The organism is Enterobacter cloacae complex sp. SHL022 (genome assembly GCF_049237785.1).
Classification (GTDB): Bacteria; Pseudomonadota; Gammaproteobacteria; order Enterobacterales; family Enterobacteriaceae; genus Enterobacter; species Enterobacter hormaechei_C.
This window is the reverse complement of record NZ_JBMKJH010000005.1, coordinates 246,929-266,856: the sequence shown is the minus strand read 5'-3', so window position 1 is coordinate 266,856 and position 19,928 is coordinate 246,929. Positions and strand designations below refer to the sequence as shown.

23 protein-coding genes are annotated in these 19,928 nt (G+C 52.9%); 13 read left to right on the top strand and 10 right to left on the bottom strand.

From position 1 onward, the window contains the following. Positions 1-87 precede the first annotated feature (87 nt). Genes rluE through purB form a run of 5 tightly spaced genes read left to right on the top strand, consistent with a single transcriptional unit; the run spans position 88 to position 4,423 of the window. On the top strand, positions 88-750 hold the full coding sequence (rluE, locus tag ACOTZD_RS12675) for a 23S rRNA pseudouridine(2457) synthase RluE (RefSeq protein ID WP_022650805.1): 663 nt from the start codon (positions 88-90) through the stop codon (positions 748-750). Then, complete coding sequence (locus ACOTZD_RS12670; protein WP_022650804.1) at positions 750-1,223, top strand: NUDIX hydrolase; 474 nt, start codon at positions 750-752, stop codon at positions 1,221-1,223. The genes rluE and ACOTZD_RS12670 overlap by 1 nt, the downstream gene beginning before the upstream one ends. A gap of 40 nt (positions 1,224-1,263) precedes the next feature. Then, positions 1,264-2,376 carry a tRNA 2-thiouridine(34) synthase MnmA gene (gene mnmA, locus ACOTZD_RS12665; protein ID WP_032103856.1) on the top strand — a complete coding sequence of 371 codons (1,113 nt, stop codon included), beginning with the start codon at positions 1,264-1,266 and terminating at the stop codon, positions 2,374-2,376. Between the two features lie 27 nt (positions 2,377-2,403). Beyond that, positions 2,404-3,033, top strand: a complete 630-nt coding sequence (hflD, locus tag ACOTZD_RS12660) for a high frequency lysogenization protein HflD (protein ID WP_006809213.1) — start codon at positions 2,404-2,406, stop codon at positions 3,031-3,033. A 19-nt stretch (positions 3,034-3,052) separates the two neighbouring features. Beyond that, positions 3,053-4,423, top strand: coding sequence for an adenylosuccinate lyase (gene purB / locus ACOTZD_RS12655; RefSeq protein WP_022650802.1), 1,371 nt, complete (start codon positions 3,053-3,055; stop codon positions 4,421-4,423). Positions 4,424-4,510: 87 nt separating this feature from the next. Here the strand turns inward: purB and ACOTZD_RS12650 are convergent, their stop codons facing one another. Further along, a complete protein-coding gene (locus ACOTZD_RS12650) occupies positions 4,511-4,903 on the bottom strand; it encodes a hypothetical protein (RefSeq protein WP_022650801.1) in 393 nt (130 codons plus the stop codon). Positions 4,904-5,296: 393 nt separating this feature from the next. On the opposite strand from ACOTZD_RS12650, the gene phoP reads away from it, so the two are divergent. The 3 genes from phoP (at position 5,297) to ACOTZD_RS12635 (ending at position 8,645) form a co-directional block, all read left to right on the top strand. Then, a complete protein-coding gene (phoP, locus tag ACOTZD_RS12645) occupies positions 5,297-5,968 on the top strand; it encodes a two-component system response regulator PhoP (RefSeq protein ID WP_026094318.1) in 672 nt (223 codons plus the stop codon). Continuing rightward, positions 5,969-7,432 (top strand): two-component system sensor histidine kinase PhoQ, encoded by a 1,464-nt coding sequence (gene phoQ / locus ACOTZD_RS12640; RefSeq protein WP_015570801.1) that lies wholly within the window; start codon positions 5,969-5,971, stop codon positions 7,430-7,432. Positions 7,433-7,523: 91 nt separating this feature from the next. Continuing rightward, on the top strand, positions 7,524-8,645 hold the full coding sequence (locus ACOTZD_RS12635) for a cupin domain-containing protein (protein WP_003857909.1): 1,122 nt from the start codon (positions 7,524-7,526) through the stop codon (positions 8,643-8,645). A 92-nt stretch (positions 8,646-8,737) separates the two neighbouring features. On the opposite strand, the gene pepT is transcribed toward ACOTZD_RS12635, so the two are convergent. Continuing rightward, the gene (gene pepT / locus ACOTZD_RS12630) at positions 8,738-9,961 is read right to left on the bottom strand and encodes a peptidase T (protein WP_023315823.1); all 1,224 of its coding nucleotides are present in this window, start codon (positions 9,959-9,961) and stop codon (positions 8,738-8,740) included. Between the two features lie 237 nt (positions 9,962-10,198). Between pepT and potA the strand changes: the two genes are divergently transcribed. From potA to ACOTZD_RS12605, 5 genes are all read left to right on the top strand, one after another. Then, positions 10,199-11,347 carry a spermidine/putrescine ABC transporter ATP-binding protein PotA gene (potA, locus tag ACOTZD_RS12625; RefSeq protein ID WP_171854206.1) on the top strand — a complete coding sequence of 383 codons (1,149 nt, stop codon included), beginning with the start codon at positions 10,199-10,201 and terminating at the stop codon, positions 11,345-11,347. Beyond that, positions 11,331-12,194 (top strand): spermidine/putrescine ABC transporter permease PotB, encoded by an 864-nt coding sequence (gene potB, locus ACOTZD_RS12620; RefSeq protein ID WP_045340850.1) that lies wholly within the window; start codon positions 11,331-11,333, stop codon positions 12,192-12,194. The genes potA and potB overlap by 17 nt, the downstream gene beginning before the upstream one ends. Before the next feature lie 225 nt (positions 12,195-12,419). Then, positions 12,420-12,599 carry a type II toxin-antitoxin system HicA family toxin gene (locus ACOTZD_RS12615; RefSeq protein ID WP_421636303.1) on the top strand — a complete coding sequence of 60 codons (180 nt, stop codon included), beginning with the start codon at positions 12,420-12,422 and terminating at the stop codon, positions 12,597-12,599. Positions 12,600-12,620: 21 nt separating this feature from the next. Continuing rightward, a complete protein-coding gene (locus ACOTZD_RS12610; RefSeq protein ID WP_047353914.1) occupies positions 12,621-13,031 on the top strand; it encodes a type II toxin-antitoxin system HicB family antitoxin in 411 nt (136 codons plus the stop codon). An 81-nt stretch (positions 13,032-13,112) separates the two neighbouring features. Then, positions 13,113-13,679, top strand: coding sequence for a serine acetyltransferase (locus ACOTZD_RS12605; protein ID WP_421636302.1), 567 nt, complete (start codon positions 13,113-13,115; stop codon positions 13,677-13,679). Positions 13,680-13,682: 3 nt separating this feature from the next. Here the strand turns inward: ACOTZD_RS12605 and ACOTZD_RS12600 are convergent, their stop codons facing one another. Genes ACOTZD_RS12600 through ACOTZD_RS12565 form a run of 8 tightly spaced genes read right to left on the bottom strand, consistent with a single transcriptional unit; the run spans position 13,683 to position 19,923 of the window. Next, on the bottom strand, positions 13,683-14,105 hold the full coding sequence (locus tag ACOTZD_RS12600; RefSeq protein WP_421636301.1) for a tail fiber assembly protein: 423 nt from the start codon (positions 14,103-14,105) through the stop codon (positions 13,683-13,685). Position 14,106: 1 nt separating this feature from the next. Continuing rightward, positions 14,107-16,314: a phage tail protein gene (locus tag ACOTZD_RS12595; protein ID WP_421636300.1), complete on the bottom strand. Its 2,208-nt coding sequence runs from the start codon at positions 16,312-16,314 to the stop codon at positions 14,107-14,109. Positions 16,315-16,316: 2 nt separating this feature from the next. Next, a complete protein-coding gene (locus ACOTZD_RS12590; protein ID WP_045345258.1) occupies positions 16,317-16,868 on the bottom strand; it encodes a phage tail protein I in 552 nt (183 codons plus the stop codon). Further along, complete coding sequence (locus ACOTZD_RS12585) at positions 16,861-17,775, bottom strand: baseplate assembly protein (RefSeq protein WP_045325029.1); 915 nt, start codon at positions 17,773-17,775, stop codon at positions 16,861-16,863. The genes ACOTZD_RS12590 and ACOTZD_RS12585 overlap by 8 nt, the downstream gene beginning before the upstream one ends. Next, complete coding sequence (locus ACOTZD_RS12580; protein WP_421636299.1) at positions 17,759-18,112, bottom strand: GPW/gp25 family protein; 354 nt, start codon at positions 18,110-18,112, stop codon at positions 17,759-17,761. Before ACOTZD_RS12580 ends, ACOTZD_RS12585 begins: the two co-directional genes overlap by 17 nt. A 38-nt stretch (positions 18,113-18,150) precedes the next feature. Beyond that, positions 18,151-19,269, bottom strand: coding sequence for a contractile injection system protein, VgrG/Pvc8 family (locus ACOTZD_RS12575; RefSeq protein ID WP_421636298.1), 1,119 nt, complete (start codon positions 19,267-19,269; stop codon positions 18,151-18,153). Positions 19,270-19,271: 2 nt separating this feature from the next. Further along, entirely contained in the window at positions 19,272-19,481 is a 210-nt protein-coding gene (locus tag ACOTZD_RS12570; protein WP_045340847.1) for a tail protein X, read from the bottom strand. Beyond that, positions 19,462-19,923, bottom strand: coding sequence for a phage tail protein (locus tag ACOTZD_RS12565; protein ID WP_369794028.1), 462 nt, complete (start codon positions 19,921-19,923; stop codon positions 19,462-19,464). Before ACOTZD_RS12565 ends, ACOTZD_RS12570 begins: the two co-directional genes overlap by 20 nt. Positions 19,924-19,928: the final 5 nt, after the last annotated feature.

Below are 19,928 nucleotides of genomic sequence, written 5' to 3'. Positions count from 1 at the left end.
ACTGATCTTATGTTAATAAATTGTAATGAGCCTTCCGATAGTACCTGATTGTCCGACGCCATGAAAGGTCTTCGTTATTAGGCTATAATGCGGCAATTGATAACGCCTGAAAATACCATGACGAAAACTTCTTTTAGAAAACACCGGGTTGAGCGATTCAGCTCACGACAAGCCACCAGAAGAACGCCAGAACCCCAGCCAACGCGGGTCATACTGTTCAATAAACCCTACGATGTATTGCCGCAGTTTACCGACGAGGCCGGGCGCAGCACGCTGAAGGACTTTATCCCCGTACAGGGAGTCTACGCAGCGGGACGCCTGGATCGCGACAGCGAGGGGCTGCTGGTCCTTACCAATGACGGCGTGCTCCAGGCCAGGCTTACTCAGCCGGGCAAACGTACCGGAAAAATTTACTATGTGCAGGTTGAAGGCGAGCCGGACGACGCGTCGCTGGCAAAGCTGCGCAACGGCGTAACGCTGAACGACGGTCCCACCCTGCCGGCTGGTATTGAACGTGTGAATGAACCCGAGTGGCTGTGGCCGCGCAACCCGCCGATTCGTGAGCGTAAATCCATTCCTACCAGCTGGCTTAAAATCACCCTTTATGAAGGCCGCAACCGACAGGTCAGGCGCATGACTGCGCATGTGGGCTTCCCTACCCTGCGACTCATTCGCTACGCCATGGGCAGCTATACGCTGGACTCGCTGGCAAACGGGGAATGGCGGGATGTTACCCCTAAGGAGAACTGATGTTTAAACCTCATGTTACGGTCGCCTGCGTGGTCCACGCGCAGGGGAAATTCCTGGTGGTGGAAGAGACCATTAACGGCAAAGCGCTGTGGAACCAGCCAGCCGGGCATCTTGAAGCCAATGAAACCTTATTGCAGGCAGCGAAACGCGAGCTCTGGGAAGAGACGGGTATCCGCGCCGAACCGCAGCACTTTATCCGTATGCATCAGTGGATAGCGCCTGACCAGACACCTTTCCTGCGCTTTTTATTCGCCGTTGAGCTTAACGAAACGTGCGCCACTGAACCGCACGACGACGATATCGATCGCTGCCTGTGGGTGACCGCAGAGGAGATCCTGAACGCGCCAAACCTGCGCTCGCCACTGGTTGCGGAAAGCATCCGCTGCTGGCAGTCTACGGCGCGCCTGCCGCTGGATGTCATTGCAGAATTTAACTGGCCGTTTACAGAGGGTGTCAATGGTGGGGGGGCGTGATAGAATACGCCGCCTTGAAGTTCAATGTCGTGAGTATTCCATGTCAGATAACAGCCAGAAAAAAGTAATCGTCGGCATGTCCGGCGGTGTCGATTCCTCCGTTTCCGCCTACCTGTTGCAGCAACAGGGCTATAAGGTGGAGGGCCTGTTCATGAAGAACTGGGAGGAAGACGATGGCGAGGAATACTGCACTGCCGCTGCGGATCTCGCCGATGCGCAGGCCGTGTGCGATAAGCTCGGCATCGAACTGCACACCGTTAACTTTGCCGCAGAATACTGGGACAACGTTTTTGAACTCTTCCTCGAAGAGTACAAAGCGGGCCGCACGCCAAACCCGGATATCCTGTGCAACAAAGAGATCAAATTCAAAGCCTTCCTGGAATTCGCTGCGGAAGACCTGGGCGCAGACTACATTGCGACTGGCCACTACGTGCGTCGCGCGGATGTGAATGGCAAAAGCCAGCTGCTGCGCGGCCTGGACGGCAATAAAGATCAGAGCTACTTCCTCTATACGCTGAGCCACGAACAGATTGCCCAAAGTCTGTTCCCGGTCGGCGAGCTGGAAAAGCCGGAAGTGCGTAAGATTGCTGAAGATCTGGATCTGATCACCGCGAAGAAAAAAGACTCCACCGGTATTTGTTTTATCGGCGAGCGTAAATTCCGCGAGTTCCTGGGGCGCTACCTGCCTGCACAGCCGGGCAAAATCGTCACCGTTGACGGTGATGAGATTGGTCAGCACCAGGGACTGATGTACCACACTCTCGGCCAGCGTAAAGGTCTGGGTATCGGCGGCACCAAAGAGGGCAGCGAAGATCCGTGGTACGTGGTCGACAAAGACGTCGAAAACAATATTCTGGTTGTGGCTCAGGGTCACGACCACCCGCGCCTGATGTCCGTTGGACTGATCGCGCAACAGCTGCACTGGGTCGATCGCGAGCCGCTGAAAGGCACGCTGCGCTGCACAGTGAAAACGCGCTACCGCCAGACGGACATCCCTTGCACCGTAACCGCACTGGATGACGATCGCATTGACGTGCGTTTCGACGAGCCGGTTTCCGCCGTTACCCCTGGCCAGTCTGCTGTTTTCTACAGCGGCGAAATTTGCCTCGGCGGTGGGATCATTGAACAGCGCCTGCCGCTGCCTGCTGTTTAAACCGTTTGCACACATAAAGGAGATCGTGTGGCGAAGAACTATTACGACATCACCCTGGCGCTGGCGGGAATTTGCCAGTCAGCCCGTCTGGTGCAACAGCTGGCGCATCAGGGTCATTGCGACGCTGACGCCCTGCACGTTTCACTTAACAGCGTTATCGACCTCAACCCAGGCTCCACGCTGGGCGTCTTTGGCGGCAGTGAAACCAATCTTCGTCTCGGTCTTGAAACTCTGCTCGGCGTGCTCAACGCCAGCAACCGTCAGGGGTTGAATGCGGAACTGACCCGCTACACCTTAAGCCTGATGGTGCTGGAACGTAAGCTGAACGCGGCAAAAGGCGCAATGAATACCCTTGGCGATCGCATCGCCGGGCTACAGCGCCAGCTCGACCACTTTGACCTCCAGTCTGAGACCCTGCTGAGCGCGATGGCCGGTATCTATGTTGACGTGATTAGCCCGCTCGGCCCGCGTATTCAGGTCACCGGTTCGCCTGCCGTATTGCAAAGCCCACAGGTACAGGCGAAGGTACGCGCTTCGCTGCTGGCAGGCATCCGTGCCGCCGTGCTGTGGCAACAGGTCGGCGGTGGCCGCCTACAGTTAATGTTTTCTCGTCATCGCCTGACGACTCAGGCAAAACAAATTCTTGCTCATTGTTAACCTCCCGGAGTTGCGAATTATGGAATTATCCTCACTGACCGCCGTATCCCCTGTCGATGGACGCTACGGCGATAAAGTCAGCGCGCTGCGCGGGATCTTCAGCGAATATGGCCTGCTGAAGTTCCGTGTTCAGGTTGAAGTACGCTGGCTGCAAAAGCTGGCCGCCCAGACAGCAATCAAGGAAGTTCCTGCTTTTGACGCAAAGGCAAACGATTACCTTGATAAAATCGTTGCTGAGTTCAGCGAAGAAGATGCCGCGCGCATTAAAACCATCGAACGCACCACCAACCACGACGTGAAAGCAGTTGAATACTTCCTGAAAGAGAAAGTGGCATGCGTCCCTGCCCTGCACGCGGTATCTGAATTTATTCACTTCGCCTGTACGTCTGAGGATATTAACAACCTGTCTCACGCGCTGATGCTCTCTACCGCGCGGAAAGAGGTGGTACTCCCTTACTGGCGTAAAATCATTGATGCGGTGAAAGCGCTGTCCGTGGAATACCGCGACATTCCGCTGCTGTCCCGTACTCACGGCCAGCCAGCAACCCCATCTACCATGGGTAAAGAAATGGCGAACGTGGCGTACCGCATGGAACGCCAGTATCGTCAGCTGGAGCAGGTTGAGATCCTCGGCAAAATCAACGGCGCGGTGGGTAACTACAACGCCCACATCGCCGCGTACCCGGAAGTGGACTGGCACCAGTTCAGCGAAGAATTTGTGACCTCTCTGGGGATCCAGTGGAACCCGTACACCACCCAGATTGAGCCGCACGACTACATCGCCGAGCTGTTTGACTGCATTGCGCGCTTCAACACCATCCTGATCGACTTCGATCGTGACGTATGGGGTTACATCGCCCTGAACCACTTCAAGCAGAAAACCATCGCCGGGGAAATCGGTTCGTCCACCATGCCGCACAAAGTGAACCCAATCGACTTCGAAAACTCCGAAGGTAACCTGGGTCTGGCGAATGCCGTGTTGCAGCATATGGCGAGCAAGCTGCCGGTATCCCGCTGGCAGCGCGACCTGACTGACTCCACGGTGCTGCGTAACCTGGGCGTAGGTATTGGCTACGCGCTGATCGCCTACCAGTCCACCCTGAAAGGTGTGAGCAAACTGGAAGTTAACCGCGACCGTCTGCTGGACGAGCTGGATCACAACTGGGAAGTGCTGGCGGAGCCGATTCAGACCGTGATGCGTCGTTACGGCATTGAAAAACCGTACGAGAAACTCAAAGAGCTGACCCGCGGTAAACGCGTTGATGCTGAAGGTATGAAACAGTTTATCGACGGTCTGGCGCTGCCAGAAGAAGAAAAAGCGCGCCTGAAAGAGATGACCCCGGCAAACTATATTGGCCGCGCCATTACTATGGTTGACGAGCTAAAGTAATCGCCCTTCCCCCTTTCCATCCGGAAAGGGGGCTGTTTTACATCATCGAGTTGATGTTTTCACGTCACATTACCTGTTTTGCCGGGATTAAAGCCTGCCGTCAGGATGGTTGTTAATTTTCGTCGTGGAATAACTTTCCGGAATATATCGTTTTAAGCCGAACGGGCACAGTTTGAACTGGCACGGGGTTTCAGCCGTGCACGGACGATCCATCTCTTGCCGGTTGCCTGGACACGCGTTTTTCTGTTTGAACCCCATCCAGCCTATGGATGTAAAGGGCATTGCCTGCGCTATCCATACTCTACGGCGTCGATCGTTAATCAGGATCCCCTGGTTTGAGGTGGTGATGATTTCACCTGTACGAACGTAATAATCTCCCTTTAACCACAGGATATAATTCAGGCCATACTGTGTTTCAACTTTGCAAAAGATAGTTCCGCTTTCCGGGCTCGCAATAGTCTCAACAACCTTCCATTCCATAAAACCCTCTTTACTCGCTATATTGCTGTTTTGTCCTGTAAAAATGCTGCTTTTCTGGAACATCTTATGCAAATCTAATTTCGCACCATAAAATAAGCGTAGACAAAGGCAGACATAGTGAGAACATCCTTACAAAAAAAAGGCAATCTTTACAAAACTGGCGTGACCCTTCTGTCAAAAAAGCGACTCGCCTTCAACATTTCATAAACGGATGGCTGTTTTATCCGGATTGCAGAAGCTTGCGAAAACAAGTCCGTTTATATTACCCGCGCCTGGCGTCATGCCCCCTGTGTTCTGGAGCATGCAAAAAAATCATTTAATTTCATCGCGCTGGTGTCAACCTGAATAATCAGCGTTAAACTATTCATACCATTTATAAAGGGAGAAATGATGATGCGCGTACTGGTTGTTGAGGATAACGCATTGCTACGTCATCACCTGAAAGTTCAACTTCAGGAGATGGGTCATCAGGTGGACGATGCTGAAGACGCAAAAGAGGCCGATTATTATCTCAATGAACACCTGCCGGACATCGCCATTGTCGATTTAGGGCTACCGGATGAAGACGGATTGTCCCTTATCCGCCGCTGGCGTAGCCATGACGTTTCCCTGCCGGTGCTGGTGCTAACTGCCCGTGAAGGCTGGCAGGACAAGGTTGAAGTCCTGAGCGCTGGCGCGGATGACTACGTGACTAAACCCTTCCATATTGAAGAAGTCGCCGCGCGTATGCAGGCGCTTCTGCGCCGCAACAGCGGGCTGGCGTCGCAGGTGATCTCTCTGCCGCCATTCCAGGTGGATCTCTCCCGCCGCGAATTTTCTATTAATGATGAAGTGATCAAGCTGACCGCATTCGAATACACCATCATGGAAACGCTGATCCGTAACAACGGTAAAGTGGTGAGCAAAGATTCTCTGATGCTTCAGCTCTATCCGGATGCCGAACTGCGCGAAAGCCACACCATTGACGTGCTGATGGGCCGCCTGCGTAAAAAAATTCAGGCGCAGTACCCGCATGACGTGATCACCACCGTGCGTGGTCAGGGTTACCTGTTTGAATTACGCTAAATGAAAGGGATTTTGCGTCACATTTTACCCCTTTCGCTGCGGGTTCGCTTTTTGCTGGCAACCGCCGCCGTCGTGCTGGTGCTGTCGCTCTCTTACGGGATGGTGGCGCTGGTCGGGTATAGCGTGAGCTTCGATAAAACCACCTTCCGCCTGCTTCGCGGCGAAAGTAACCTGTTTTATACCCTGGCGAAGTGGGAGAACAACCGAATCACCGTCGAGATGCCGGAAAACCTGAATCAGCAGAGCCCGACGCTGGCGCTGATCTACGATGAAAAAGGGAAATTGCTGTGGGCCCAGCGCGATGTCCCGTGGCTGAAAAAGCGCATCCGTCCGGAATGGCTGAAAACCAACGGTTTTCATGAAATAGAAGCCGATCTCAACTCCACCAGCAGCCTGCTGCGTGACGATCGCGCCTTACAGATCAAGCTTAATGAGATCCGTGCCGAAGATGACGACACGGAGATGACCCACTCTGTGGCCATCAACCTTTATCCCGCCACCCTGAACATGCCGCAGTTAACCATTGTGGTGATCGATACCATCCCGGTTGAGCTGAAACGCTCATATATGGTCTGGAACTGGTTTGTGTATGTTCTGGCTGCCAACCTGCTGCTGGTGATCCCTCTCCTGTGGGTTGCTGCATGGTGGAGCCTCCGCCCGATTGAATCCCTTGCCAAAGAGGTGCGCGAGCTGGAAGAACATCACCGCGAGAAGCTGAACCCGGAAACTACGCGCGAACTGACCAGCCTGGTGCGCAACCTCAACCGCCTGCTGAAAAGCGAACGTGAACGCTACGACAAGTATCGCACGACGCTCACCGACCTTACGCACAGCCTGAAAACCCCGCTGGCGGTGATGCAGAGTACCCTGCGTTCCATGCGCAGTTCGAAAATGAGCGTGGATGATGCAGAGCCGGTGATGCTGGAACAAATCAGCCGTATTTCACAGCAGATCGGCTATTACCTGCACCGCGCGAGCATGCGCTCCGGAAGCGCTCTGTTGAGCCGTGAACTGCACCCGGTAGCCCCGCTGCTGGATAACCTCACCTCGGCGCTGAACAAGGTGTACCAGCGTAAAGGGGTCAACATCAGTCTGGATATCTCACCGGAAATTAGCTTTGTTGGCGAGAAGAATGACTTTATGGAAGTGATGGGAAACCTGCTCGATAACGCCTGTAAATATTGTCTGGAGTTTGTCGAGGTTTCCGCGCGGGTAACGGATAACGAACTGCATATTATCGTTGAGGATGATGGTCCTGGCATTCCCCGTAATAAACGCGAAGTGGTGTTCGATCGCGGCCAGCGCGCCGATACGCTGCGGCCAGGCCAGGGCGTCGGATTATCCGTCGCCAGGGAAATTGTCGATCAGTACGAGGGCAAGATTGAAACCGGTGAAAGTTTGCTGGGCGGAGCCCGGATGGAAGTCATTTTTGGCCGCCAGCATCCCGTATCGAACGATAGTTGACCCGGAATGTGAAAAATACGCGGATCTCGCAGCCAGGGAGCGGGGCTTCCGTTATAATCCGACTCAGTAAGAGCCTGCGGAATACATAAATATGGATTATCAATTAACGCTTAACTGGCCCGACTTTATTGAACGTTACTGGCAAAAACGCCCGGTCGTTCTTAAACGCGGGATCAGCAATTTTATCGACCCTATTTCTCCTGACGAACTCGCTGGTCTGGCGATGGAAAACGAGGTAGACAGCCGTCTGGTAAGCCACCAGGACGGGAAATGGCAGGTCAGCCACGGTCCCTTTGAAAGCTACGATCACCTGGGCGAAAACAACTGGTCTTTACTGGTGCAGGCGGTCAACAACTGGCACGAACCTACCGCAGCCTTAATGCGTCCCTTCCGCGCCCTGCCAGACTGGCGAATGGACGATCTGATGATCTCCTTCTCCGTTCCCGGTGGCGGCGTGGGTCCGCATCTGGATCAGTACGACGTGTTTATCATTCAGGGTACCGGTCGCCGTCGCTGGCGCGTGGGCGAAAAAGTGCCAATGAAACAGCACTGCCCGCACCCGGATCTGCTCCAGGTTGATCCGTTTGAAGGGATCATTGATGAAGAGCTGGAGCCAGGTGACATTCTTTATATCCCACCGGGCTTCCCGCATGAAGGTTATTCCCTGGAAAACTCGCTGAACTATTCGGTTGGTTTCCGCGCGCCAAGCGGGCGCGAGATGATCAGCGGATTTGCTGACTATGTTTTACAGCGTGAGCTGGGCAGTTACCGTTACAGCGATCCGGACGTTCCGGCGCGTGAGCATCCGGCGGATATTCTGCCAGAGGAGCTGGATAAGCTGCGCGGGATGATGCTGGATCTGATCAACGAACCGGAGCACTTCAGACAGTGGTTTGGCGAGTTTATCAGCCAGTCGCGTCACGAACTGGACGTCGCACCGCCAGAGCCGCCTTATCAGGCAGATGAAATTTATGATGCGCTCCAGCAGGGCGATAAGCTGGTTCGTCTGGGCGGATTACGTGTACTGCGCATTGGCGAAGAGGTATTCGTCAACGGCGAGCGCCTGGACTCTCCGCATCGCCCGGCGCTGGAAGCAATTGCCAGCCATATGGTGCTGACTGCGGATACCTTTGGCGACGCGCTGGACGATCCCTCCTTCCTCGCCATGCTGGCCGCGCTGGTTAACAGCGGGTACTGGTTTTTTGAGGACTGAACCATGATGTTTGCCGGGTGGCAGCTACGCCTTACCCGGCCTACAAAAGCCGTTCCTGTAGGCCCGGTAAGCGAAGCGCCACCGGGCTTTTTTTACCGCTTCGCGGTTAACTCCGCTATCCGCACAATCACCTGCACCGCTTTCTCCATCCCTTCCAGCGTCACGAACTCATGCTTGCCGTGGTAGTTATATCCACCGGTAAACAGGTTCGGGCACGGCAGGCCCATAAACGACAGCTGTGAACCATCGGTTCCACCACGGATCGGTTTCATCACCGGCTCGATGTCACAATCGCGCATCGCCTGCTGGGCGATATCAAGAATGTGCGGATGTTCCATCACCTTCTCGCGCATATTGTAATAGCTGTCTTCGATGATGAGCTCAATATAGCAATCCGGATGTAGCCCCTTGCCGACTTTTTTCGCGATCTCCATCATCTTACGCTTGCGCGCTTCAAAGGCTTTGCGGTCGAAATCGCGGACAATATAGTGCATCTGCGCGCTGTCCACGGTCCCCTTGATGCTGGTCAGATGATAAAAACCCTCATACCCTTCCGTCATCTCCGGGCTTTCTTCGGCGGGCACTTCCGCATGAATACGCGCAGCCAGCGACAGTGCATTCACCATCACTCCTTTCGCAGAGCCCGGGTGCACGTTATTCCCGACGATTTTGATCGTTACCGATGCCGCGTTGAAGTTTTCATACTCAAGTTCACCCACGCCGCCACCGTCAACGGTGTAGGCCCATTGCGCGTTAAACGCCTCAACGTCAAAGTGTTTCGCGCCTTTTCCAACCTCTTCATCCGGCGTGAAGGCCACGCGGATATCGCCATGCGGGATATTTTTGCCCTTCAGCACCGCCAGCGCCGTCATGATCTCGGCGATGCCCGCTTTGTCATCGGCCCCCAGCAAGGTTTTGCCGTCGGTGGTGATTAACGTCTGCCCCAGCAGCTGATGCAGTACCGGGAACATCACTGGCGACAGCACTTCGTCGCCAATGCCCAGTGCTATATCACCGCCGCGGTAGTTTTCAACAATCTGCGGATTAACGTGTTTACCGCTAAAATCAGGTGAGGTATCGACATGAGAAATAAAGCCAATTGCCGGGATATCGCCGTCAATATTCGCCGGCAGCGTTCCCATCACGGTCCCTTTTTCGCTGAGCGTGACGTCAACCAACCCCATAGCCTCCATCTGCTCTTTCAGCAGATTTAGCAGCTTCCACTGGCCTTCGGTGCTTGGCACCTGTCGGACCCCCGGCTTAGATTGGGTATCCAGCGAAACGTAATGTAAGAAACGCTCAAGTAGTTTATCCATGCAGTCACCCTCACTTTTTGTGACAACATTATCATTAAGCAGCAAAACGCAAATATTGCGTCAGGTCACTTTTATCCCGCAAACGAGAACTTTTTACGTTTATATCGTTCTGCGTTAATAAATGTAGCTTATGAATAAGTGAGAAGGATTGGCGATTCAATGGGTTTGCCGTAGAATGTCCGCCCTCATTACGAGTCACCAAGGTGGTTACACACAAACCCCGCTTCAGTCTGCTGCCTGAGGCGTCTATATGGGACAGCGCGAAAATTGAATACACAACCCCGTTCCCTTTCACCGCTGGTGCAACTGGAACGAATTCGTAAAAGTTTCGATGGCAAAGATGTCATTTCCGACCTTAATCTGACCATCAATGACGGTGAGTTTCTCACGCTGCTCGGCCCCTCCGGCTGCGGCAAAACCACCGTCCTGCGCCTTATCGCCGGGCTGGAAAGCGTCGATAACGGCCATATCCATCTTGAGAACCAGGACATTACCCAGGTTCCTGCCGAAGATCGCCACGTCAATACCGTCTTTCAGAGCTATGCCCTGTTCCCGCACATGACCGTGTTTGAGAACGTGGCGTTTGGCCTGCGGATGCAAAAAACACCGGCCAGCGAGATCCCGCCTCGGGTTACCGAAGCCCTGCGCATGGTGCAGCTGGAGGCATTCGCCCAGCGCAAGCCTCATCAACTTTCCGGTGGTCAGCAGCAGCGTGTGGCCATTGCCCGCGCCGTGGTCAACAAACCTCGCCTGCTCCTGCTGGATGAATCCCTTTCCGCGCTGGACTACAAGCTGCGCAAGCAGATGCAGAACGAGCTTAAAGCACTTCAGCGTAAGCTCGGCATTACGTTCGTGTTTGTCACGCACGATCAGGAAGAAGCCCTGACCATGTCAGACCGTATCGTGGTGATGCGTGACGGCAAGATTGAGCAGGATGGCACCCCGCGTGAAATTTACGAAGAGCCGAAAAACCTGTTCGTCGCCAGCTTCATTGGTGAAATCAATATTTTCAACGCCACGGTGATTGAGCGTCTGGACGAGCAGCGCGTGCGCGCGAGCGTGGAAGGCCGCGAATGCAACATCACGGTGAACTTTGCCGTGGAAAAGGGGCAAAGGCTCAACGTCCTGCTGCGTCCGGAAGATCTCCGCGTTGATGAGATCCACGACACGGCTGACGTCGAAGGTCTGATCGGTTACGTTCGCGAACGTAACTACAAAGGGATGACCCTCGAATCCGTGGTCGAACTGGAAAACGGCAAAATGGTGATGGTCAGCGAATTCTTTAACGAGGACGATCCGGACTTCGACCACTCGCTGGATCAGAAAATGGTCATCAACTGGGTAGAAAGCTGGGAGGTTGTACTGGCTGATGAAGAACACAAGTAAGTTCCAAAATGTGGTGATTGCCACGATCGTCGGTTGGCTTGTGTTGTTTGTCTTTCTTCCCAACCTGATGATCATCGTGACCAGCTTCCTGACCCGCGACGACGCGAACTTCGTGGCGATGGTCTTTACGCTGGACAACTACGCGCGCCTGCTCGATCCGCTCTATTTTGACGTGCTGCTGCACTCGCTCAATATGGCGCTGATTGCCACCCTCGCCTGCCTGGTACTGGGGTATCCGTTCGCCTGGTTCCTGGCCCGCCTGCCGCAAAAAGTACGACCGCTGCTGCTGTTTTTACTGATTGTACCCTTCTGGACCAACTCGTTAATCCGCATCTACGGGCTGAAAATCTTCCTCAGCACCAAAGGTTATCTGAACGAGTTTCTGCTGTGGCTGGGGGTGATCGAGACGCCGATCCGCATCATGTTCACCCCGGGCGCGGTAATTGTCGGCCTGGTCTATATCCTGCTGCCGTTTATGGTGATGCCGCTCTACTCCAGCATTGAAAAGCTCGATAAACCGCTGCTGGAAGCGGCGAAAGACCTGGGCGCCAGTAAGTTACAAACCTTTGTCCGCATCATTATTCCGCTGACCATGCCGGGTATTATCGCCGGCTGTCTGCTGGTCATGCTGCCTGCGATGGGCCTGTTCTACGTATCGGACCTGATGGGCGGGGCGAAAAACCTGCTGATCGGTAACGTGATTAAGAGCCAGTTCCTGAATATCCGCGACTGGCCGTTCGGCTCGGCCACCAGCATAACGCTGACGGTGGTGATGGGGCTGATGCTGCTGGTTTACTGGCGTGCATCACGCCTGCTGAATAAGAAGGTGAGCGAAATCGACAATTAATCATTATAAATCAAAATATTAAGCAGTATTTTTTAGTTTAAAACCAATGCTAATAAACGTTTTCCAAAAACCACCAAACTCAAGCACTTACGCTTGAGTTTTGGAGAACGGTTTTCGAAGATTTTTGCCCTCACAATGAATAACCCTAATAACCCCAAAAGTGTTTGACTCATCTCCGAGCAGGGGTTACTATAACTCCATCAAGACAACACAGAGAGCCGGAGGATGGATAGCAAGAATGCAATAGCAATGATAGAAGCCGATGGGTGGTTTCTGGTGAGAGTAAAAGGCAGTCATCACCAGTTCAAACACCCAACGAAAAAGGGGCTGGTGACGGTAAAACATCCACAGAAAGACATACCGTTACCAACACTGAAAAGCATCAAAAAACAGGCGGGGCTCTAAGCCCCCCTACTGGAGGTTTACATGTTGTACCCTGTTGCTATTGATAAAGGCGATTCATCCTTCGGCGTTCGCGTACCTGATATTCCTGGCTGCTTCTCTGGCGGTGATGATTATCAGGACGCGATTGAAAGCGTACGTGAAGCGATCGAGGCACACATCGAATTACTGGTTGAAGATGGCGAGAGCGTTCCAGAAGCAACGACCGTCGAAAACTGGCTTTCTGATCTGGAGTACGCCGGTGCGGTATGGGCCCTGGTTGACGTGGATATAACTCGCCTAATGGGAAAAGCGGAAAAAATCAATGTGACGCTTCCCTCATTACTGATCCGTCGTATCGATCAGTTTGTGGCCGCGCATCCAGAATACGGCAGTCGGTCTGGCTTCTTATCGCGCGTCGCGGCAGATAAAGTAATTGGACGAGAAAAACGATAAGCCTCGAAAGAGGCTTTTAGCGAAATTGCCCTCTTTGCATTCATGGATACAGTTAGAAAAAGTGAAAATGGGATTATCAAAATGACTAATCAACTATCAAAACGCCATTTACATGAGTGCTTACAAGCTGAAGTAATGAAAAGCGATAAGAAATTCACATGGATTCGCGTTTTACATAAAGCATTAAAGTGCCCTGAGAGACGCTTTAATTTTTGGTGGCGAATTGCATCTTATCTCTATAGTACTGATGTCAAATGGAAAAAACAGTTAGCCAGAAGAATTAATAGAAAACTGATCCAAAAATACAATACTGAGATACAGTTGCCAGCTACAATTGCACCTGGTCTTCATATAACTCACTTCACATCAGTTGTTATAAACGGATGTGTCGTTATCGGCCGTAATTTCAAAATAAGGCATAATTGTACTATTGGCATTGGTGGTGGTAGAAAGAATGAAAACTCAAACCCAAGGATAACAATAGGTGACAACGTTGTTCTGGGAGTTGGGACCTCTATTATCGGTAACAATCTCACTATAGGCAGCAATGTCACGATAGGCGCAATGTCTTTTGTGAATAAAGACATTCCAGATAACACTGTTGCCTACAATGAGAAGAAAATAATATTACAATTCAAACATTCATGATTTTCATGCTGGTAATACAGGCCACTCGATATCTGGTGCAAGCGATGTATCAAGCCGCATCAAAAGCACTCGATATTGCTGCCATGCCAACAGTAAATCTTCCTCTTCATCTGTTGACATACCCAACTCAACAGCATCTTTTAATGGCTCAATTGCAGCACTGGCAGCGTTCATGAGCGCTACTTTCTGAGCATCTGCCTCGGCAATGAGCTGCTCTTTTGTGGCGGTTGGCGGATCTACAAGAATAGGTTGTTCGTTATCATTAACAGTGATTACCTTACCTTTCTGTTGACCATCCAAAAGATACAGGAACCACTTCTCCGAAATTTCAATTAAATCATTCGGCCACGTACCCGCCAGTAAATAATCTTGTTTATCTAATTCATGATAAAAACCAATTTCACTCGGGCTAAAATATATTCTCATCTCAGTATCCTTTAGCAATTAGCATGAATCTGCCTTCGGCGTTATGAGCATATAATGTACATCCAGTACGCGAATAAGACGGAACATAAATTGCCGAATCATCGCCTGAACCATGCCCTGCCCCATTGTATGTAATTACAACTCCTACACATGCATTTGGAAAAGCCGCAGGAAATGTCACATTAACATTTGTTTTGCTTGGAACGTTTATATTACTCATAACAACCTCCATAACACCCGTTGAAGCATCTTTATGCGTCATGGCATTGGCTGATTTGGTTGCGGTATTTTTGAGGTTGTACCGTGCATCGCTTTCCGCCTTCGTATAAGCCTGCCCCGCAGGGGTGTAACTCCCTTTAGGCTGAAAACGCCCGTCACTTTCCGACTTCGTGTATGCCTGACCAGCAGGGGTGTAACTCCCCTTAGGCTGAAAACGTCCGTCACTTTCAGCTTTGGTGTATGCGCCTGTTTTTGGCATATATCCCGCATCTGATTGTGCTTTGGTGTAATAACGGTTATCAAAATTGGCATAGCTGCCCGGATTAACCTGACCCGGCGCGTTAAAGTTGCCATTAGTGTCCCATTTAAAATTAACCTCTGATCCGCCACTGCCTTTCATGTGCAGATGCCATGAAAGTTCGGTTCCCGCGACCAGAGACCCAAACGAAAAAGCCCAAGAGTTTTTACTCGCGATTGTCGCCTGTTGCTTGATAACCGGGTGGTATTCGCTCTCGCCGGTTGTTGAATATGAATTAAAAAATGGTGCTTTCGTTTTATACTGTTCTACCCACGCAAACGCCCCGCTATAACCTGCTGTAATTTCTTTAGAGGCATAGACCGTATTACCGACGGTAAGTGGCGTTTCAGATTGAAGTGCTCCTGTTTCAAGGCTTACACGCAATGGTCGAAGCGCGTTGTAGGCTCCGTAAGAGTCTCCCTTATTGGTCAGCATGAGATACAGGTTGCTGCCGTCATTTCGCCAGAATGAGCCGTAGTCACCATAGGCAATGCGGAAATTGTTTGCGATGGTACTCTGAATTTCTGCACCAGCCTTGAGTACGCCACTCATGGTGTCGCCGCTTTTATTCACGGCACCAATATCAGCCGGGGACGGTTTATTGACGGAATCATATCGTTTGGCCCAGGCAGTCCATGCGCCCGTTGAATACTGGCTGCGAGTGTAGGCACGAGAACTGTTATAAACCAGATAAACTTGTGTCACGCCCGCATTTTTGTAAACCAGCAGCGTTCCGGCGTTATTTTCTGGATAGTGCCTCGCGGCTGAAGTATTGGCATTCATTGGCTGAAAATAAATACCCGGCGTTTTTAACGTATCCAGATCCTCGGTCGAAAGCCCGATAGCCTGGTCGTTGAAGATATCCTGAGACGTTACGCTGGTATCGTCTGTCAGTGCGTGACCATTTATCTTACGCCCAGACGGTACACGCCCATTAGCATTATCATTAGCTGCTTTGACAGCTTTCGGCGTAGCCGCCAGCGATTCACTGTCACTGTCAGTTGCGCTACTGAGCTGGACAATCCCCTTTTGTGCTGTGGTGGCGTTCTGAGCAGTATATTTCCCTTTTGCAAGATCATATGCATCTTTAACTGCCTTTGGTGTGGCCGCCAGCCCCTCCGACTTACTGTCGGTCGCATTACTGAGCTGCACCAGCCCCTTACGTAATGTAGTCGCATCGACGACGTCTATCGCTTCCCGCGCGCTTTTTTGTGCACTTGGACCATTCTCAGCGATCTCCCCGAGATTTCGGTCGAGCCGCAGAAAAAGACCATCGCCCGTAGCCACTTTTAATTCAACTGCCGCCGTCTCTGATACCGCAAGTCGGTATTGTAGGTTTACACTGACACCGTTTTCAGGCTTTTCAATGGCGGCACAATTCGCAACAGAATACAGTTCGCCAGCATCAGTCAGTAGGCCAACTTCCCTGACTACGAATCCACCAACGTTAACCGGAAGGACCAGCTGAGCAATAAACTGGTTCGCCTGATCCGGAGAAATCTGTAGTGCAGAAATTGCGCTGCGATAGACCTCACGCACCAGCTTCGTCTGCGCAGGATCCGGTTTAACGGACTGCCCGTTCCCGTCCCCCACAACAAAATCTTTGATGATGACGGGCTTCCCGGTTGCAGAGGATTGCGTCTCCAGCTCCTTGCCCCGGTTTGTCAGAATGCTGTAATACTTCTCAGCCATGGTTATTCTCCGGCCTCAATAACAACGTCAATCCAGGCGGTAACAGCGCCGCCGGCATAATAAGTTCCCTTCGCACCCAGATCGGCGATCACATCGATAGTGGTCAACAGGCTGCGGAGGTTTTTGGCTTTATCGACCTGGCGCCGTATGCGCTGGTAAAGCGCTTCGTCAACAGCCTGTAAGCTGTAAACCTCCACGCGGAAGGTGTAGGGATCCTTGCGCGGTGTATCCTCCCACCACTCAATCACAGTGGTCGGGAGGCTGACGGCGCTCAGCGACCGCCTGACCGCCCCGGCGGTGCCCCGATGCTGATGGACATAAGCGGCATCCCTGATCACCTGCCTTTTTTCTTCCTCGGTCCAGGCCTCCTCCCATGAATCCACCGCGAATTCCCAGGCCAGCCATGGCAGCAAATGTGCGGGACAAGTATCAGGATTTTTCACCTTACGTACCATGTCAGTATCCAGCGCCGTGATCAGCTCTGTGCTTGCCTGTTCCTGCGCCCGTTCCGGGTGAATAGCTGAAGGCGGAAGCAGAGATCGAAATTTATCCACTCACTCCTCCTTTACGGGTGACGTTTATCGCGCTGCACCACGGGGCCTGTCCTGCTGCCGCTTCCAGATCAGCCGTCGGGCTGAGCAACTTAACTCTGGATACGCCGGGCTGCTGAAGTGCTGAGTAAATCGCGGAAAGCGGTACGATGGCATTAATGCGATGGGAAAGCTGTGTGTAGCTCGTCAGCGTACTTATCGCGTTTTCCAGTACCGTCTGTGCATCCGGACCGTCTGGTATTTCAAGTTCAGCCTTAACGGTATAGCTGGCGATACTGGCACTCTTCACACTGACAAAATCGGTGAGCGGCCTGACTTCATCCGCGCTCAGTTTATTCATCACTTTTTCGATCAGGATATCCCCGGCCTCGCCGTTGCCGGTTCGCGAGAGCACGTATACATCCACCTCGCCGGGCCGGTTATGGGTTTCAGGCCCGTAGGCGTCCGCATCCAGCACATCGTTATCCGCTGATTTGGCATGAAAGCGATAAGCGTTACGCGCGCCGGCCGTATTCAGCTGCGCCCACGAAAGCTGTATACGTTCCCGGAAAGCGTCGTCGTCTTCATAAACAGGGTCGACAGGGGGAACCGCATCCGGATCGCCGGGATTAATCACCAGACGGGAAACATTAAAGGCCGCGCCCAGCTGGTCGAGATCGGCCTCTCTGGCACTGGCAAGGAAAACAGCCCTTACAGCGTCATTAACGCGCTGGAACGCCAGAGCAAGCTGGTAAGCGGTGATTTCCCCCTGCTTATACGCCGGATCCGATTCCACAAGCGCATCAAATTCCGTATCGAGTTCACGCAGGCGTGCCAGCCAGCGGGTAAAAATGTCGGCTGTATCCGGTACCACGATGGCATCCGGCACCGCCAGGGCGGACAGGTTAATTACGTCATAGCTGCTTGCCATAAATCGGTATGCCTCCGGTGCTGACAGGAAGATTGTTCTCTTTGTTAATCCCTTCGATATCAACCACACACCCCGTTCCATCAGCCGGGAAAGTAACGACAACGCGCGTGACCTTAAGCCGGGGTTCCCAGAGTGCCAGCGCCGAGGCGGTCGCGGCGATAATGCGAAGCCTGGTCAGGTCATCACGAGGGTTGTCCACCAGCGAAAACAGATCGCTGCCATAATCACGGACCAGCACGCGGCTGCCGACAGGCGTGGAGAGAATATCGCTGACGGACTGGCGCAAATGGTCGCTACCGGACAGGCGTTTCCCGGTCCGGCTGTTTACACCGTTCATAATTTTTTTCCGTATCAGGGTCGCCGGGCGGCGGCGTGTTATCCGAAGTAATCCGGGCCGGTCTTATCCTTGCTGCCGGATTTTTTTGTGGATTTCGCAGGCTTGCGAATATCAACTACCAGGTTGTATGTGAAACTGAAACCCGCAGGTGTCAGGGAAAACACCAGCGACTCAACCACCCAGGCGCGATCTTCCCGTTCGCCAAAGCCGGACGTGGATACGCCAGACTCTGCCGTGAGAGGAACGTGCCTGGGTCGGCAGGGCCCCGTTACTGTCATTTTTTGTTCATTGCGGCGGGCCTGCGTTTTTTTCGCTTTGGCCTGCTGATCGGCAGTAGCTTTTACAGGCTGGGTATACGGGTTAGCCATTGAGGGGCCATCATGATCAACCGTGGTGGTTTTGGTCTTCCCGTCAGCCTCATCGTAATAACGTACGCCGATTTTGCCTGAAGACTTACCACTGCTGGCGGTGGCCTTCCCTGTCGAACTGCCCCGCTCTCCTTCGCTGTAAGACCAGTTTGACACCTCTTCTGGTGTGATAATCAGAGCTGCGGTCTGTTCGCCGGAAGCATTTGCCGTGGCTCCCTGACGCAGAAAGAGCCAGTATCCGCCCGATGGTTTACTGACAGCATTCCATGTTCGGGCCAGGCGCGTCAGCAGATTGGCGTCCGATTCTGCCACCTGGTCAACGTGGTCGATATGGATATCGGCGAGCTCTACGGCCACTTTCGGTACCAGACCGTTTTCAGTCGCTACCGTTTTAACCAAATCCGCCAGTCGCAGATTATCCCAGCTGCGTGTTTTCTGGCTGATCACATCACCCGGTTGTTTTTGCGCGTTCATTGGCGCAGCGGTGGCATAAATCTCGATACGACGTGGCGGGCCGCTGCTGGCCACACCGGAAACCACGAACCAGCCCTTATCCACCAGATGATCATTAAAACCCAGCGCCACGCGAAGACGAGCGCCTTTTGTCGGAAGGGGGAGCGTTTCCGAGAGCAGGGTGATTTTCAGCTCATCTGCTTTTGCCGTGGCACCGCCGTAATCAGTCAGCGTCAGCTCTGCCAGGCATTGTTGCAGCGCACGGGTAATATCTTTTCCTTCAGCGCTGACGCTGAAAGCGGGAGCATATTCCGGTTTAACAATCTGATCTGCCATTTTTAATCCCACAGGCTGTATGCAGAAGCCTGAACCGGCGGAGCCAGATCCGGTAAAGTGATAAACAGACCTGAAGGATAAACGGCCCCACGGTCAGCCAGTCCAGGATTCGCCTCAAGAACCTGCGTCACAATATAAGAGAGGTTCTCTGTGCCGTAATGCGTCGCGCAGATCGCATCCAGCACATCACCGTCACGGGTTTGATATGTCATCGGCATAATGTTTCAGCGTCATCGTCCAGTTTTTGTTTCGGTGGCCGCCGCCCGGCAGGAATCGGCTGGTCGTATCTGAGAAGTCGATCACCACCCACCAGCCCAGTACATCTCCTTCACCGCTGACCAGCTGCTGAGGCTGATTCTGGTCTGCCAGGTCGAAGAGATCGTTAACAGCATCCACCCCCTTGCGAAAGAAAGCATGCGATTCCCCTTCAAGCCGGACGGTTCGCCCGGGCTTGCCGGTATACTGCAATAAATCCTGCTTCCCGATCCGCTCCTGTTCGCTCCATCGCCAGCTGGCCTCGCGGGTCAGCTGGTTGTATGCCGTGGTATCGATCGAAAAGGCAAAATCGCCCAGCATCATCATCACCCGGGCGGCCTGAGCCCCCCGAACAGCGCTGGACTGAAACTGCCCGTAGTCTTCAAAGACAGGAATAATTTCAC

Coding starts and splice junctions, on each gene's coding strand:
- rluE (WP_022650805.1), top strand. CDS start 88: ATGCGGCAATTGATAACGCCTGAAAATACCATGACGAAAACTTCTTTT.
- ACOTZD_RS12670 (WP_022650804.1), top strand. CDS start 750: ATGTTTAAACCTCATGTTACGGTCGCCTGCGTGGTCCACGCGCAGGGG.
- mnmA (WP_032103856.1), top strand. CDS start 1,264: ATGTCAGATAACAGCCAGAAAAAAGTAATCGTCGGCATGTCCGGCGGT.
- purB (WP_022650802.1), top strand. CDS start 3,053: ATGGAATTATCCTCACTGACCGCCGTATCCCCTGTCGATGGACGCTAC.
- ACOTZD_RS12650 (WP_022650801.1), bottom strand. CDS start 4,903: ATGGAATGGAAGGTTGTTGAGACTATTGCGAGCCCGGAAAGCGGAACT.
- phoP (WP_026094318.1), top strand. CDS start 5,297: ATGCGCGTACTGGTTGTTGAGGATAACGCATTGCTACGTCATCACCTG.
- phoQ (WP_015570801.1), top strand. CDS start 5,969: ATGAAAGGGATTTTGCGTCACATTTTACCCCTTTCGCTGCGGGTTCGC.
- ACOTZD_RS12635 (WP_003857909.1), top strand. CDS start 7,524: ATGGATTATCAATTAACGCTTAACTGGCCCGACTTTATTGAACGTTAC.
- pepT (WP_023315823.1), bottom strand. CDS start 9,961: ATGGATAAACTACTTGAGCGTTTCTTACATTACGTTTCGCTGGATACC.
- potB (WP_045340850.1), top strand. CDS start 11,331: ATGAAGAACACAAGTAAGTTCCAAAATGTGGTGATTGCCACGATCGTC.
- ACOTZD_RS12615 (WP_421636303.1), top strand. CDS start 12,420: ATGGATAGCAAGAATGCAATAGCAATGATAGAAGCCGATGGGTGGTTT.
- ACOTZD_RS12610 (WP_047353914.1), top strand. CDS start 12,621: ATGTTGTACCCTGTTGCTATTGATAAAGGCGATTCATCCTTCGGCGTT.
- ACOTZD_RS12605 (WP_421636302.1), top strand. CDS start 13,113: ATGACTAATCAACTATCAAAACGCCATTTACATGAGTGCTTACAAGCT.
- ACOTZD_RS12600 (WP_421636301.1), bottom strand. CDS start 14,105: ATGAGAATATATTTTAGCCCGAGTGAAATTGGTTTTTATCATGAATTA.
- ACOTZD_RS12595 (WP_421636300.1), bottom strand. CDS start 16,314: ATGGCTGAGAAGTATTACAGCATTCTGACAAACCGGGGCAAGGAGCTG.
- ACOTZD_RS12585 (WP_045325029.1), bottom strand. CDS start 17,775: ATGGCAAGCAGCTATGACGTAATTAACCTGTCCGCCCTGGCGGTGCCG.
- ACOTZD_RS12580 (WP_421636299.1), bottom strand. CDS start 18,112: ATGAACGGTGTAAACAGCCGGACCGGGAAACGCCTGTCCGGTAGCGAC.
- ACOTZD_RS12575 (WP_421636298.1), bottom strand. CDS start 19,269: ATGGCAGATCAGATTGTTAAACCGGAATATGCTCCCGCTTTCAGCGTC.
- ACOTZD_RS12570 (WP_045340847.1), bottom strand. CDS start 19,481: ATGACATATCAAACCCGTGACGGTGATGTGCTGGATGCGATCTGCGCG.